General features: G+C 72.2%; 13 protein-coding genes. 5 read left to right on the forward strand and 8 right to left on the reverse strand.

Annotated elements, in window-relative coordinates:
- Positions 1-21: 21 nt before the first annotated feature.
- Positions 22-1,722 carry an FAD-dependent oxidoreductase gene (locus tag RB614_RS01985; RefSeq protein ID WP_308710573.1) on the reverse strand — a complete coding sequence of 567 codons (1,701 nt, stop codon included), beginning with the start codon at positions 1,720-1,722 and terminating at the stop codon, positions 22-24.
- 62 nt (positions 1,723-1,784) lie between these two features.
- Between RB614_RS01985 and RB614_RS01990 the strand changes: the two genes are divergently transcribed.
- Positions 1,785-2,897: an LCP family protein gene (locus RB614_RS01990; RefSeq protein WP_308710574.1), complete on the forward strand. Its 1,113-nt coding sequence runs from the start codon at positions 1,785-1,787 to the stop codon at positions 2,895-2,897.
- A 6-nt stretch (positions 2,898-2,903) separates the two neighbouring features.
- Here the strand turns inward: RB614_RS01990 and RB614_RS01995 are convergent, their stop codons facing one another.
- From RB614_RS01995 to guaB, 3 genes are read right to left on the reverse strand one after another with little or no spacing between them, the layout of a single operon-like run.
- Positions 2,904-4,325, reverse strand: coding sequence for a M1 family metallopeptidase (locus RB614_RS01995; RefSeq protein WP_308710575.1), 1,422 nt, complete (start codon positions 4,323-4,325; stop codon positions 2,904-2,906).
- A 45-nt stretch (positions 4,326-4,370) separates the two neighbouring features.
- Positions 4,371-5,489, reverse strand: a complete 1,119-nt coding sequence (locus RB614_RS02000) for a GuaB3 family IMP dehydrogenase-related protein (protein ID WP_308710576.1) — start codon at positions 5,487-5,489, stop codon at positions 4,371-4,373.
- 9 nt (positions 5,490-5,498) lie between these two features.
- On the reverse strand, positions 5,499-6,992 hold the full coding sequence (guaB, locus tag RB614_RS02005) for an IMP dehydrogenase (RefSeq protein WP_308710577.1): 1,494 nt from the start codon (positions 6,990-6,992) through the stop codon (positions 5,499-5,501).
- Positions 6,993-7,176: 184 nt separating this feature from the next.
- Between guaB and RB614_RS02010 the strand changes: the two genes are divergently transcribed.
- Entirely contained in the window at positions 7,177-7,575 is a 399-nt protein-coding gene (locus tag RB614_RS02010) for a DUF5319 domain-containing protein (RefSeq protein ID WP_308710578.1), read from the forward strand.
- On the opposite strand, the gene RB614_RS02015 is transcribed toward RB614_RS02010, so the two are convergent.
- On the reverse strand, positions 7,572-8,429 hold the full coding sequence (locus tag RB614_RS02015) for a response regulator transcription factor (protein WP_308710579.1): 858 nt from the start codon (positions 8,427-8,429) through the stop codon (positions 7,572-7,574). The two genes, RB614_RS02010 and RB614_RS02015, sit on opposite strands and share 4 nt — an antisense overlap.
- A 170-nt stretch (positions 8,430-8,599) precedes the next feature.
- On the opposite strand from RB614_RS02015, the gene RB614_RS02020 reads away from it, so the two are divergent.
- On the forward strand, positions 8,600-9,019 hold the full coding sequence (locus RB614_RS02020) for a WhiB family transcriptional regulator (protein WP_308710580.1): 420 nt from the start codon (positions 8,600-8,602) through the stop codon (positions 9,017-9,019).
- A gap of 27 nt (positions 9,020-9,046) precedes the next feature.
- Here the strand turns inward: RB614_RS02020 and RB614_RS02025 are convergent, their stop codons facing one another.
- The 3 genes from RB614_RS02025 to groES all read right to left on the reverse strand — a co-directional run bounded on the left by RB614_RS02025 (position 9,047) and on the right by groES (position 12,716).
- Positions 9,047-10,549 carry a molybdopterin-dependent oxidoreductase gene (locus RB614_RS02025; RefSeq protein WP_308710581.1) on the reverse strand — a complete coding sequence of 501 codons (1,503 nt, stop codon included), beginning with the start codon at positions 10,547-10,549 and terminating at the stop codon, positions 9,047-9,049.
- Positions 10,550-10,690: 141 nt separating this feature from the next.
- On the reverse strand, positions 10,691-12,331 hold the full coding sequence (groL, locus tag RB614_RS02030) for a chaperonin GroEL (RefSeq protein WP_308710582.1): 1,641 nt from the start codon (positions 12,329-12,331) through the stop codon (positions 10,691-10,693).
- A 70-nt stretch (positions 12,332-12,401) separates the two neighbouring features.
- A complete protein-coding gene (gene groES, locus RB614_RS02035; protein WP_089012574.1) occupies positions 12,402-12,716 on the reverse strand; it encodes a co-chaperone GroES in 315 nt (104 codons plus the stop codon).
- A 274-nt stretch (positions 12,717-12,990) separates the two neighbouring features.
- Here groES and RB614_RS02040 point away from each other — a divergent pair, with 274 nt between their 5' ends.
- Positions 12,991-13,179, forward strand: a complete 189-nt coding sequence (locus RB614_RS02040) for a DUF1918 domain-containing protein (protein ID WP_308710583.1) — start codon at positions 12,991-12,993, stop codon at positions 13,177-13,179.
- A 27-nt stretch (positions 13,180-13,206) separates the two neighbouring features.
- The gene (locus tag RB614_RS02045) at positions 13,207-14,388 is read left to right on the forward strand and encodes a THUMP-like domain-containing protein (RefSeq protein ID WP_308710584.1); all 1,182 of its coding nucleotides are present in this window, start codon (positions 13,207-13,209) and stop codon (positions 14,386-14,388) included.
- The last annotated feature ends 13 nt before the right edge of the window (positions 14,389-14,401 follow it).

Raw genomic sequence — 14,401 nt, forward strand, 5'->3', positions numbered from 1 at the left:
GCGTCTTTGGCGCCCACTGCCTCACCGGCGCAGCGCGGCGGGGGCGTGTGCCGGCACGGCGGGTGTCGCCGGTGCCACTGGCGCGAGGCGCTCGTACGGCGCGCCGAGCGGGGGGCGGGGGTCGGGGTCGCCCTTGTTGGGCCAGAGCGACACCGCGCGCTCGGCCTGGGCCGTGATGGTCAGTGACGGGTTGACGCCCAGGTTGGCGGCGACCGCGGCGCCGTCGACGACGTGCAGGCCGGGGTGGCCGAAGACCCGGTGGTACGCGTCGACCACGCCGTCGGCGGGGGTGGCGCCGATCGCCGCGCCGCCGAGGATGTGGGCGGTCATCGGGACGTTGAACGCGTCCGTCACCGCGCCGCCCGGGATGCCGCCGATCTCCTCGGCCAAGAGTCGAACCGCCTGGTTGCCGGCCGGGATCCAGGTCGGGTTGGGCGCGCCGTGCCCCTGGGTCGTGCGGAGCCGCCCGCGTTTGTACTGGGTCGTCAGCGAGTTGTCGACCGACTGCATGACCAGCGCGATCACCGTACGGCTGGACCAGTCGCGGACGGAGAGCAGCCGCAGGTACGTGAGCGGGTGTGCGGCCATCGTGGCCAGCCACCGCAGCGGGCGGCGGGGGCCGCCGTCGACCAGCGCGGACTGGAGGAAGCCCATCACGTTCGAGCCGCGGCCGTAGCGCACCGGCTCGATGTGCGTCTGCTCGTCCGGGTGGAACGAGCTGGTGATCGCCGCGCCCTCGGTGAAGTCGAGCCCGCGCCGCCGCGCCGCCGGGCGCAGCACGCCGGCGCCGAGGATCGCCTCGGAGTTGGTACGGGTCAGTGCGCCGACCCGGTCGGAGAGGTGGGGCAGCGCCCCGGAAGCCTTCATCGCGTGCAGCAGCCGCTGGGTGCCGAGCGCCCCGGCCGCGAAGATCACCTGGTCGGCCTCGAAGACCCGCCGGCCCCGGCGCGGCCACGCCCCCGTGCGTACCGTCTCGATCCGGTAGCCCGACCCCGACGGCCGCACCGCTGCCGCGGTGGTCAGGGGGTGCACCTCGACGCCCAGCCGCTCGGCGAGCCAGAGGTAGTTCTTGACCAGCGTGTTCTTGGCGCCGTGCCGGCAGCCGGTCATGCAGGAGCCGCAGTGCACGCAGCCGGTGCGGGCCGGGCCGGCGCCGCCGAAATACGGGTCGGCGACCGTCTGCCCCGGCCGCCCGATGTGGACGCCGACGGGCGTGGCGTGGAAGGTGTGCCCGACCCCCATCCGCTCGGCCACCGCGCGCATCGCGCGGTCCGCGGCGGTCTCATGGGGGTACGTGGTGACGCCGAGCATCCGCTTGGCCTGGTCGTAGTGCGGGGCGAGCTCGGCACGCCAGTCGGTGATGCCGGCCCACTGCGGGTCGTCGTAGAAGGCGGGCATCGGCTCGTAGAGGGTGTTGGCGTAGTTGAGCGACCCGCCGCCCACCCCGGCGCCGGAGAGCACCAGCACGCCCGCGCCGGCCTGCCCGCGGGCCGAGCGGAGCAGCGTGATCCGCTGGATGCCGAAGCAGCCCAGTGCGGGGGCCCAGAGGAAGCGGCGGGCGCGCCACGAGGTCTGCGGAAACTCGCCGTCCGCGAAGCGCCGCCCGGCCTCCAGCACAGCGACCGAGTAGCCCTTCTCCGCGAGGCGCAGCGCGGCGACGCTCCCGCCGAAACCGGAGCCGATCACCACGACGTCGTAGCGCTCAGCCGCATCAAGGCCCATGGACGCATCATTACTCATGAGTAGCTAGCACACCAGAGCACGACCGGGCACGATGCCACTCTATGACGCGGCGACGTTGGATCATGCTCGGCGCGGCGGCCCTTGCGGCCGTCGTGCTGCTCGGCGGCGGCGCGTTGGCCGTGGGCTACGCCCTGCGCGACCGGTACGAGGTGCCGACCGCCGACCTCTTCGGCACGCCCACGCCGTCGATCTCCATCTCTCCCTCGGCCACGCCCAGCCCGACGCCGCCGCCCGGCGCCGACATCACCGGCCCGCTCAACCTGCTCATCGTCGGCGTCGACACCCGCGAGGACGACCCGACCTGGGAGCCGCACGCGGACGCCGTGACGATCCTGCACGTGCCACGGGGGCTCAAGACGGGGTACATGTTTTCGCTCCCCCGCGACCTCGTGGTCGACATCCCGAGGTTTCCCAAGTCCGGGTACCGGGGCGGGCGCACCAAGCTCACCCACGCGATGAGCGAGGGGAGCCGGCGCGGCGACGCCAAGCCCGACGTCGCGCAGGGTTTCCAGCTGCTGGCGCAGACGGTCAGCCGGTACACCGGGATCAAGCGTTTCGACGCGGGCGCGGTGCTCACGTTCACCGGCTTCCGCAAGCTCGTGGACGCGCTCGGCGGCGTGGACATCTACGTCGACCAGCGCACCCCGTCGCAGCACCTGCGCCCCGACGGGCGCGGCCGCTCGGCCGGCGGCGGGCCGGCCGGATACGGCGGCCCCCAGATGGTGTACGAGGTGGGGATGCGCCACCTCGTCGGCTGGCAGGCGCTGGACTACTCGCGGCAGCGCTACCTGCCCGGCGGCGACTACACCCGGCAGCGGCACCACCAGCAGCTCATCCGCGCGGTGCTGGCGAAGGCGTTCAGCCTCGACGTCGCCCGCAACCCGCTGGAGGTCGACCGGGTGCTGCGCGCGCTCGGCCAGACGCTGACGTTCGACGGGCGGGGGCGGCCGGCCCTCGACTACGCGTACGCGCTGAGCGGCCTGCGCCCCGCGGCGCTCACGCTGGTGACCCTGCCCGGCTCGGGCGTGGGCCGCGGCTCCGGGTACCAGGGCGAGCAGCTCACGGCGGAGAGCCGCAAGTTCATCTCCGAGCTGGTGGCCGGCCGGGCGGACGCGTACCTGCGCGGCCACCCGGCCCTCGTCGTGCGTAAGTGATCGAGGTCAGCGGGGGATCGACGGGGCGGACGTCCCGATCAGCCAGTCGTCGAAGAAGCTGTCCAGCGACTCGCCGGAGACCCGCTCGGCGACGGTGATGAAGTCGGCGGTGGTGGCGTTGCCGTTGCGCTTTTCCGCGGTCCAGGTCTTGAGGATGCGGAAGAAGTCGCTGTCGCCGACCTCCAGCCGCAGCGCGTGCACGGCCAGCGCGCCGCGCTTGTACACCGCACGGCCGAAGAGACCCGCGCGGCCGGGGTCGGCGGTCGGGTTCTCCCAGTCCGTGTCGTCGTACTCGCGCTGGAAGCTCTCCCGCACCGAGAGCCCGCCACTCTCCTCGGTCCACAGCCACTCCGCGTAGCTGGCGAAGCCCTCGTTGAGCCAGATGTCCCGCCACTGCGCGATCGAGACGCTGTCGCCGAACCACTGGTGCGCCAACTCGTGCGCGACCACCTCGGTGAACGGGCCCTGGTTGAAGAAGATGCCGCCGTAGACCGGCCGGGACTGGGTCTCCAGCGCGTACCGGATGCGGTCGTCGTCGACCACCACGCCGCCGTACGCCTCGAACGGGTACGGGCCGAACTGGGTCTCCAGGAAGTCGGCGATCCGGGCGGTCTGCGCCATCGCCTGGTCGGCCGAGCCGCCCTTGGCGAGCGTCGACTGGACCGCGGTGAACAGCGGCTTGCCCTTGTGCTCGCCGGTCTCCACCCGGAACTTGCCGACCACCAGGAAGGCCAGGTAGCTGGCCATCGGCACCTTCTCCGACCACTTCCAGGTGGTCCAGCCACCGTCGTCGGCGCTGCCGCCGGGCACGCCGTTGCTGAGCGCGCTCAGCCCGTCCGGCACGGTCGCCTCGACCTCGTACGTGGCCTTGTCGATCGGGTGGTCGTTGACCGGAAACCAGGTGCTCGCCGACTCGGGCTGGCCGAGCGCGATCGCGCCGTCGGCGGTGTGCAGAAACCCGCCCTCGCCGAAGTCGGGGCTCTGGATCGCCTGCGGCTTGCCCGAGTATCCGATCTCGACGGTGAACTCGGCGTCCTTGACGATCCCGTCCGCCGGCGTGATCACGAGCTCGGCGTCGTCGCGCCGGTCGTCCGCGTCGCTGCCGTTGACCTTGACCGAGTCGACGGAGAGGCCGACGAAGTCGAGGTTGAAGCTGGACAGGTCATCCGTGGCGGCCGCGGTGATCGTGGCGGTGCCGGTGAGCTCGTCGGTGCCCGGGTCGTACCGCACCACCAGCTTGTAGTGGCGCACGTCGTAGCCGCCGTTGCCGTACGTCGGGAAGTACGGGTCGCCGACGCCCTCCTCGCCCGGCTGGAAGTCGACCTTCGCCGCCGGCGGCGACCCGGGGCCCGGCGCAGGTGACGGGTCGGTGCATGCGGGAACGACCAGGAGCGCGGCGAGAGCAGCGGCCAGGAGCCTGCGATTCACGTAGGGAGCGTCCTCTCTCGCGCCGAAAACGACACGAAAATACCGCTACCTGTCGAGGACGAGGCCGACCCGCTGGAACTCCTTGACGTCGCGGTAGCCGCACTTGGCCATCGCCCGCTTGAGGCCGCCGAAGAGGTTGAGCTGCCCGTCCGGCGCGTCGGCCGGCCCGTACAGCACCTTTTCCAGGGAGCCGAGCGGCTCGTCGGCCACCCCGAACGCGCCACGCGGCAGGTTGGGGTGGCTGGCGGCCGAGTGCCACCAGGCGCCCATCGCCGGCGCCTCCTCGCTGAGCGAGAGCGGCTCGCCGAGCATCACCGCGTCGGCACCGCAGCCGAGCGCCTTGGCGATGTCGCCCGAGGTCTGGATGTCGCCGTCGGCGATCAGGTGGACGTAGCGCCCGCCGGTCTCGTCGAGGTAGTCCCGCCGGGCCGCGGCCGCGTCGGCGATCGCGGTGGCCATCGGCACCCGGATGCCGAGCACGGTGTCGGTCGTGGACCACTCGTCGGCACCGACGCCCACGATCACGCCGGCGGCGCCGGTGCGCATGAGGTGCAGCGCGGTCTTGTAGTCGGTGCAGCCGCCCGCGATCACCGGCAGGTCGAGGTCGGCGATGAACTCCTTGAGGTTGAGCGGCTCGTCCGTCGTGGAGACGTGCTCGGCGGAGACCAGCGTGCCCTGGATGACCAGGATGTCGACGCCGGCGTCGAGGATCACCGGGGCGAGCGCGAGGGTGTGCTGCGGCGACACCCGTACGGCCACGGTCACCCCGCCCTCGCGGATGGCGCGCACCCGCTCGGCGATCAGCTCCGGGCGGATGGGCTCCGCGTACACCTCCTGGAGCCGCCGCGTGGCGGGTGCCTCGTCGTCGAGCGAGGCCAGCTCCTCCAGGAGCTTGGTCGGGTCTTCGTAGCGGGTCCACAGGCCTTCGACGTTGAGCACGCCGAGGCCGCCGAGGCGGCCCAGGGCCACCGCCGTCGCCGGGCTCATGGTGGCGTCGGACGGGTGCGCCACACAGGGGATGTCGAAGGGGTACGCGTCGAGCTGCCAGGCGGTGGAGACGTCGTCGACGTCCCGGGTGCGGCGGCTGGGCACGATCGCAATATCGTCGAGGTGGTATCCGCGCTGTGCGGTCTTACCCAACCCGATCTCCACCACGTCACGCACGGGTCGCTCCTATCGTGTGTGGTAGTTGGGCGCCTCGACGGTCATCTGGATGTCGTGCGGGTGGCTCTCCTTGAGCCCGGCCGCGGTGATCCGGATGAGCCGGCCACGCGCGTGCAGCTCAGGAATGCTCTCGGCGCCGACGTATCCCATGGCCAGCCGGAGCCCGCCGATGAGCTGGTGGGCGACCTGCGACAGCGGCCCGCGGTAGGGCACCTGGCCCTCGACCCCCTCGGGCACCAGCTTTTCCTCGCTGACCACGTCGTCCTGGAAGTAGCGGTCCTTGGAGTAGGACCGGGCCTGCCCGCGCGACTGCATCGCGCCGAGCGACCCCATCCCCCGATATGCCTTGAACTGCTTGCCGTTGATGAACAGCAGCTCGCCGGGGCTCTCCTCGCAGCCGGCGAGCAGGCTGCCGAGCATCACCGTGTCGGCACCGGCCACGAGGGCCTTGGCGATGTCGCCGGAGTACTGGATGCCGCCGTCGGCGATCACCGGAACGCCGGCCGGACGGCACGCCCGGGTGGCCTCCATCACGGCGGTGATCTGCGGTACGCCGACGCCGGCCACGACCCGCGTCGTGCAGATGGCGCCCGGCCCGACGCCCACCTTGACGGCGTCGGCACCGGCGTCGACCAGTGCCTTCGCCCCCGCGAACGTCGCCACGTTGCCACCGACGACGTCGACCGTCGTGTCCTTCTTCAGCCGGGCGACCATCTCCAGCACCGCCCGCTGGTGGCCGTGGGCGGTGTCGACGATCAGCACGTCGACGGCCGCGTCGACCAGCGTCCGGGCCCGCTTGTACGCGTCTTCGCCCACGCCGACCGCCGCGGCCACCCGCAGCCGGCCGGCCGGGTCCTTGGTGGCGTCCGGGTACTGCTCGCTCTTGGTGAAGTCTTTGACCGTGATCAGCCCGCGCAGCCGGCCGCTGTCGTCGACGATCGGCAGCTTTTCCACCTTGTGCCGGCGCAGCAGGGCCAGCGCATCGTCCTTGGAGACCCCCACCGGCGCGGTGACCAGCGGCATCCGGGTCATGATCTCGCGGACCGGGGTGCTGCCGTCGGTCACGAAGCGCATGTCGCGGTTGGTGACGATGCCGACCAGCGTGCCGTTCGCGTCGGTGACCGGGGCGCCGGAGATCCGGTAACGACCGCAGAGGGCGTCGACGTCCCGAAGGGTGTCGTCCGGGCTACAGGTGATCGGGTTGGTCACCATGCCCGCCTCGGAGCGCTTGACCTGGTCGACCTGCAGCGCCTGGTCTTCGATCGAGAGGTTGCGGTGCAGCACGCCCAGGCCGCCCTGGCGAGCCATCGCGATAGCCATCCGCGCCTCGGTCACCGTGTCCATGGGGCTCGACATCAGCGGGATCGCCACGCTGACGTTGCGGCTCACCTGGGTCGCGGTGTGCACACGGCTCGGGATGATCTCGGACTCGGCGGGCTGGAGCAGCACATCGTCGAAGGTCAGCCCGATCGGTACAGCCTCGGCGGAAGGCAGGTTATCCACAATTGGGTCCTCTCGGTGGCGCGATGGTTCATCGTACCCATCGGTCGGTTCGCCCTTCCGCGCCGACCTGCGGGCCGGAGCTGAGCCGACCCGCGGGCCAGGGACGAGCCGACCTGCGGGCCGGGGGTTACAAGTCGGCACTCGCGGCACACGCGGAGAGCAGGGTTGCGACTACGGTGGAGGGGTGCAGCACGACGAGCCGATCGACCCGTTCAACGGCGATCCCGCTGACCCGTCCGCGGGCCTGGAGGACCTCGGTGAGGACCCCCAGCTCGACCCGCTGTCCGACGCGGAGCGGCAGGACGTGCTGGAGGACCTGGCCGACCTCGAGATCTACCAGGCTCTGCTGAGCCCCATCGGCATCCGTGGGCTCGTGATCGAGTGCGAAGACTGCCACGAGCCGCACTACTTCGACTGGGATCTGCTCCGGGGCAACCTGCGTCACCTGCTCAACTCGGGCCGCCCCCGCGTGCACGAGCCGGCGTACGACCCGGACCCCGACCACTACGTGACCTGGGAGTACGCCCGGGGGTACGCCGACGGCGTGCACGACACCCTCTCCGAAGGCACCGACGAGGACTAGGCCACCAGCCCGGCGCGAAAGCCCGCGGCCACCGCGTGGGCCCGGTCACGCGCGCCCAGCTTGCGAAACAGCCGGCGGGCGTGGGTCTTGACGGTGTCCTCGGAGACGAAGAGCTCGCGGCCGATCTCCGCGTTGCTCTTGCCGTCCGCCATGCCGCGCAGCACCTGCAGCTCGCGCTCGGTCAGCGTCATGCGCCGGGCCACCCCGTCGGGCCGGTCGCCGGCGCGGGGGCCGACCCGCCAGCTCGGGCCGGTGTTGGGGCTCCCGCCGGGAGGTCTGCCCGCGCCGCCCGGGCCCACGTCGAGCTGGTCGCCGCGCTGCACCGGCACCATCGAGGGCGGCTGGGTGCGGGAGATCGGGCCGTTGGTCTGGCGGGTGGCCGGGGCACCGGCGGGGAGCACCGCCTCGGCGACGGGTTCGCCGGCCACGGCCATCGCCTCGCCGGACCGCGACACCGCGGGCCGGGCGGCGGCCGGGCGGGCGGGTTCGGGCAGGCAGAGCAGCAGCGCCTTGGCGACGATGCTCACCAGGTCGTGGTCACCGCCGCCGCGCAGCACGCCGCGGGCGCCGGCGGCGATCGTGGCAGCCGCCACGCGGGGGTCTTCGGCGCCGAAGAGAATGATCACCGCCCCGGGCGCCCGTACTAAGGCTCGCCGGGTGAAGCCGACGCTGTCCCGCCTGGTCAGCGCGGTATCCGCGAGGATTATGTCGGCGGGGCGCTCGGCCAGCCGGAGTAGGGCTTCGGACTCCGACACGGCGGTACGCACGGCGCCGCTCATCCCGAGGCGGGCTGCGGCGGCCGCGACGGTCTGCGCCGCGAGCGGTGTCCGGACACACACGAGGACGGTACGCACTGTGATCCTCCTCTTCCTCTGAGGAGGAGACCACGGAACCAACTGATCATTACGGGCTTTCGGACGAAAGAAGTTGAAAGTTCCCGACAGTAGACACGCCGGTTTCCCTACGAGCGCTCGCGGGTAATTCGTGATTCGCGTGGCCGGAGCGCCTCGTGGGAGGAGTGTCGATGTCGAACGTGAGCAGACTGCCCGGTCCCATCGCCGACATCTGGGACTGGCAGCGGCTGGGCGCCTGCCGGGGCAGAGACAGCGCACAGTTCTTCCACCCGGACGGCGAGCGCGGTTCGTCGCGCAACCGCCGGGAGGCGAAGGCGAAGTCCTTCTGCCACGCCTGTCCCGTGCGGCCGGAGTGCGCCGCGCACGCGCTCTCGGTCCGCGAGCCGTACGGCGTGTGGGGTGGCTTCAGCGAGTCCGAGCGGCTGCGGCTGCTCGCCGTCGGCTGGGAAGACCTCGCCGACCGGCACCAGACCCGGGTCGACGTGGCCCGGCTGGAAGCGCGGCTCGGGCGGCCGCACAAGGCCGTACCGGCTGTGCCTACCCAGCTCCGTCGCTCGGCGCTCGTGCGCCGTCGTGATCAAGGCCCGTAGCCTCGCGACTGCACCCCACGCCGCCTGCTATCCGACTTCAACGTCGACCGAGTGCCACCCGGTAGCGCCGTCCGGGTCCGGTGGCCGCTCCTGCTCCGGCTGCACCTCCCCGGTCGCGTCGGTGGCCCGCACCTGTAGCCGGTGCCGGCCCGGCGTCGCCTCCCACCGCCAGGACCACTGCACCCAGGTGTCGATCGAGACCGAGCGGGCCAGCGTGGCCTCCTGCCACGGCCCGCCGTCGACGCGTACCTCCACCCTGCGGATGCCCCGGTGCTGGGCCCAGGCCACCCCGGCGACGGTCACCGGGCCGGCCGAGAGGTTGTTGCTCGACCGGGGCGCGTCGATCCTGGACTGGGTCTTGATCGGTCCCTGGGCCGACCAGCCGCGCGGCACCCAGTACGCGTCGAAGTCGGCGAAGCTGGTCAGCTCCAGCTCGGTGACCCACTTGCAGGCCGACACGTAGCCGTACAGCCCGGGCACCACCATGCGCACGGGGAAGCCGTGCTGGACCGGGAGGGGCTCCCCGTTCATGCCGACGGCCAGCAGGGCGTCGCGGCCGTCGCGGAGCACCGCGGTGGGCGTGCCGCAGGTCCAGCCGTCGGCTGAGCGGCCCACGACCTGGTCGGCGCCGTCGAGCGGCTGGGCCTCGTCGAGCAGCTCCTTCACCGGTACGCCCAGCCAGCGCGCGTTGCCGATCAGGTCGCCGCCCACCTCGTTGGAGACGCAGGCGAGCGTCACGTACCGCTCGACCATCGGCCGGGCCAGCAGCTGGTCGAAGGTGAGCGTGATCGGGTTGCGTACCCGGCCGTGGATCCGCAGCGTCCAGGTCTCCGGGTCGACCTGCGGAAGTACGAGCGCGGTGTCGATGCGGTAGAAGGAGCGGTTCGAGGTGACGTACGGCGCGAGCTGGGTGACGCCGAGCTCGGCCCCGGCGGGAACGGCCGGCGCGGGGCTGGTCGGGACCGGCAGCCGCACCGCCTTGCGCGCCTCGGAGACGGTCCGCCGGGTGCTCAGCCAGCGCCCGCCCAGCCCGCTGACCGCCGCCGCGCCGGCCACCACCGCCACGCCGGTGAGGAAGCGCCGCCGGTCGGCCGCGTCGCCCAGCTCGGTGGGACCGGAGGTCAGGCGCCAGAGCACCACGCCGGCCACCGCCGCGCCGAGCAGCGCCGGCACCGCGGCCTCGGCACCCGCGTCCGGCCTGGTCAGGGCGGATGCGACACCGATCGCGCCGAAGAGGGCGATGCCGGCCACGCCGTACCAGATGTTGCGGAGCGAAAGCCAGCCGATCAGCGCGGCGAACGCGGCGAGCAGCACCACCGTGCCGACCATGAGGGCGGTCTTGTCATGGGTGCCGAAGGTGTCGATCGCGAACTGCTTGATCGGCCCCGGCACGTGGTCGACGACGACCCCGCCGACCGCCACCAGTGGGGCCGAGCGGGCGCCGGTGAACACCGCCACGAACTCCGCCAGCCCGAGGGCCACCGCGGCCGCGGCGATCCCCGCCAGCGCACCGCGCACGCCATTTCGCATGGGCCCAAGTCTGCCGCGCCGCCGGCCGCGGCAGGAGCCCACGTAAGGCACCCGTAATGGCGGGGGCCGCCGTCGACTCAGGATGATCAAAGCTCCCCTCAAGCCGTTCTAACGACTTGAGGGGAGCTTTGATCACAGGCTCTAGAACCCGGGTCCGTGCTGGTGCCCGTGGCCGTGGCCGTGGCCACCGGCCGGGGCCGGCTCGGGCTTCTCCGGCTTTTCCACCACCAGGCTCTCGGTGGTGAGCAGGAGACCGGCGATCGACGCGGCGTTGGAGACCGCGTTGCGGGTCACCTTGACCGGGTCGATGATGCCGGAACCGGCCAGGTCGACGTAGTCGCCGATGGCCGCGTCGAGGCCGAAGCCCCAGTCGTTGGCGCGCACCTTGTTCACCACGACGTAGCCGTCGTGGCCGGCGTTCTGGGCGATCCAGCGCAGCGGCTCGTCCAGCGCCTTGCGGACGATCGACACGCCGGTCGCCTCGTCGCCGGTCTGGCCCAGCCCGCCGTCGAGCGCCGAGGCCACCTGCACCAGCGCGGCGCCGCCGCCCGGCACGGTACCCTCCTCGACCGCCGCCTTGGTCGCCGAGATGGCGTCCTCGATGCGGTGCTTGCGCTCCTTGAGCTCGACGTCGGTCGCGCCGCCGGCCTTGATCACCGCGATGCCACCGGAGAGCTTGGCCAGCCGCTCGGCGAGCTTCTCCCGGTCCCAGTCGGAGTCCGAAGCCTCGATCTCCTTGCGGATCTGCGAGACCCGGTCGGCGACCTCGGCGCCGTTGCCGCCGCCCTCGATGACCGTGGTGTTGTCCTTGTCGACGACGATGCGCCGGGCGCTGCCCAGCACCTCCAGGCCGACCGAGTCGAGCTTGTACCCGAGCTCGGGCGCGACCACCTCACCACCGGTGAGGATGGCCATGTCCTGGAGCATCGCCTTGCGGCGGTCGCCGAAGCCGGGGGCCTTGACCGCGCAGACCTTGAAGGTCTTGCGGATCGCGTTGACCACCAGCGTGGCCAGCGCCTGGCCCTCGACGTCCTCCGCGATGATCAGGAGCGGCTTGCTGGCCTGGAGCACCTTCTCCAGCAGCGGCAGCAGCTCCTCCACCGAGGAGATCTTCTGCGTCGTGATCAGCACGTACGCGTCTTCGAGCACCGACTCCTGCGCGTCCGGGTCGGTCACGAAGTGCGGGGAGATGAAGCCCTTGTCGAACTGGAGGCCCTCGGTGACCTCGAGCTCGGTGGCCAGGGTGGAGCCCTCCTCGACGGTGATGACACCGTCGCGGCCGACCTTCTCCATCGCCTCGGCGATCAGGTCACCGATCGCGGCGTCCTGCGCCGAGATCGTGGCGACGTGCGCGATGGAGCGCTTGTCGGCGACCTCGATCGCCTTGTCGAGCAGCGCCTTCGACACGGCCTCGGCGGCGGTGTCGATGCCGCGCTTGAGGCCGGCCGGGTTGGCGCCGGCGGCCACGTTGCGCAGGCCCTCGCGCACCATCGCCTGGGCGAGCACGGTCGCGGTGGTGGTCCCGTCGCCGGCGACGTCGTTGGTCTTCGTCGCCACCTCCTTGACCAGCTGCGCGCCGAGGTTCTCGTACGGGTTGGCGAGCTCGATCTCCTTGGCGATCGTCACGCCGTCGTTCGTGATCGTCGGGGCGCCGAACTTCTTGTCCAGCACGACGTTGCGCCCGCGCGGACCGAGAGTGACCTTGACCGCGTCCGCCAGCGCGTTGACACCGTGCTCGAGCTGGTGCCGGGCGTCATCCGAGAAACTCAGGATCTTCGCCATTTAAGTCCCTTCAGGGCAGCACGCCCCGGACCGTGGAACCGGCCCGGGGCGGTGTCAGCGGTTCAGTCAGTCACTTCTCGATGACAGCGAGGACGTCGCGGGCGGAGAGCACCAGGTACTCCTCGCCGGCGTACTTGACCTCGGTGCCACCGTACTTCGAGTAGATGACCGTGTCGCCGACCTTGACGTCAACCGGAATCCGGTTGCCCTTGTCGTCGACGCGGCCGGGGCCGACAGCGAGGACGGTGCCCTCCTGCGGCTTCTCCTTGGCGGTGTCGGGGATCACGATGCCCGACGCCGTGGTGGTCTCAGCCTCATTCGCCTGGACCAGAATGCGGTCCTCGAGCGGCTTGATCGCAACCTTGGTCGCGGTAGTCACGGGCATACCCTCCTGGGGTACTGGTCTGGTAGCCACCCGGATCACTCCGGATGGCGGTCATACTGATGCCTCATGCCACCGGGCGGTGCCGTCGTCGCGGGTGCCGGCGTGCCCGAGAGCTGGCACCCTCAGTTTGAGAGTGCTAACCCGCAGGTTATGCCGGTGGCTAGCACTCCGTCAAGGAGAGTGCCAGCGTGCCCCCGAACCAATGGCGCGCCGGCGCGATTTGCGGCATGGTCGGGGGGAGTACCCCGCAGCCCAACCGCGCGGAGGCGATGACATGCAGGCCACAGTCGGTGACCGCTTGCACGTGCACAGCAACACGGTCGGCGCCAGCGACCGGATCGCCGAGATCGTCGAGGTCCGCGGTGACGACGGCCAGCCGCCCTACCTCGTCCGCTTCCCGGACGGCCACGAGAGCCTGGTCTTCCCCGGCCCGGATTGCGTGGTCGAGCCCACCGCACACTGACCGGCGGCCACGGCCGACAATCGGGCGGTGCACGCTGGACAGCTCGCCGCTCTGCGTACCCCCGACGGGGTGAAGGCCCTGACCACGGCGGCCGAGCTGGCCGGCGGCGATCCACTGGCCGCGGCGGCCGCGCTCCGCTCCTCCGGCGTGCCCGCCGGCCTGGCCGCCGCCGCGCTCACCCAGGCCGACCTGCGGCGGCGGGCGGCCGGCAAGTTCGGCGCGGACGCCGGCCGGATGTTCTTCACCCGCGCGGGGCTGGAGCAGGCGACGCGGTCCGCGGTGGCCACGCGCCGCGCCGCCCGGCTGCGCGCCGCCGGGGTGCGCACGCTCGCCGACCTTGGTTGCGGCATCGGCGCGGACGCGATCGCCGCCGCGCGCTCCGGCATCACCGTGTACGCCTGGGAAGCCGACCCGGGCACCGCGGCGGTGGCCGCCGCGAACGCCGAGGTGCTGGGGCTGGCCGGGATCACGGTGACAGCCGGCGACGCCACGGCGGCCGACCTGTCCGGCGTGGACGCGGTCTTCTGCGACCCGGCGCGGCGGCGGGACGGGCGGCGGGTCTTCGACCCCGCGGCCTACTCGCCGCCGTGGGACTTCGTCGCGGCGCTGCCCGCACGCGTGGCGCGCACGGTGCTCAAGCTGGCGCCCGGGATCGACCACGCGCTGATCCCGCCCGGTGCGGAGGCGGAGTGGGTGAGCGTGCGGGCCGAGGTGGTGGAGGCGGCGTTCTGGTGCGGGCCGCTCGCCGAGGTGCCGCGCCGGGCCACGCTGGTCGGGGCCGGCGAGCTCACCGGCACGGGCGACGCGCGGGCGCCGGTGGGTCCGGTGGGTCGCTACCTCTTCGACCCGGACGGGGCGGTGGTGCGGGCGCACCTGGTCGCTGAGTTCGCGGCGCTCATCGGCGGCCACCTCGCCGACCCGGAGATCGCCTATGTCTACGCCGACACGCCCGTGCCGACCCCCTACGCCCGGTGCATCGAGATCGAAGAAGTGCTGCCCTTCTCCCTGAAACGCTTGCGGGCCCTGCTCCGCGCCCGGGGCGTCGGCCGCCTGGAGATCCTCAAGCGCGGCTCCGCTCTGGACCCCGACCGGCTCCGCCGCGACCTGCGCCTCTCCGGCCCGGCGGCGGCGTCCCTGGTCCTCACCCGGGTCGCCGGCGCCCCGGTAGCGTTGATCGGCTCACCCACCAGCGGTACCACAAGTACCTAATGGCGGCGCCATA

The sequence above is a fragment of the Phytohabitans maris genome (assembly GCF_031085175.1).
Taxonomy (GTDB): domain Bacteria; phylum Actinomycetota; class Actinomycetes; order Mycobacteriales; family Micromonosporaceae; genus Phytohabitans; species Phytohabitans maris.

Bases quoted from the DNA above. Each gene is read 5' to 3' on its own strand.
- RB614_RS02025 (WP_308710581.1), bottom strand. From the start codon at position 10,549: ATGCGAAATGGCGTGCGCGGTGCGCTGGCGGGGATCGCCGCGGCCGCG.
- RB614_RS02020 (WP_308710580.1), top strand. From the start codon at position 8,600: ATGTCGAACGTGAGCAGACTGCCCGGTCCCATCGCCGACATCTGGGAC.
- RB614_RS01985 (WP_308710573.1), bottom strand. From the start codon at position 1,722: ATGGGCCTTGATGCGGCTGAGCGCTACGACGTCGTGGTGATCGGCTCC.
- groES (WP_089012574.1), bottom strand. From the start codon at position 12,716: ATGCCCGTGACTACCGCGACCAAGGTTGCGATCAAGCCGCTCGAGGAC.
- RB614_RS01990 (WP_308710574.1), top strand. From the start codon at position 1,785: ATGACGCGGCGACGTTGGATCATGCTCGGCGCGGCGGCCCTTGCGGCC.
- groL (WP_308710582.1), bottom strand. From the start codon at position 12,331: ATGGCGAAGATCCTGAGTTTCTCGGATGACGCCCGGCACCAGCTCGAG.
- RB614_RS02040 (WP_308710583.1), top strand. From the start codon at position 12,991: ATGCAGGCCACAGTCGGTGACCGCTTGCACGTGCACAGCAACACGGTC.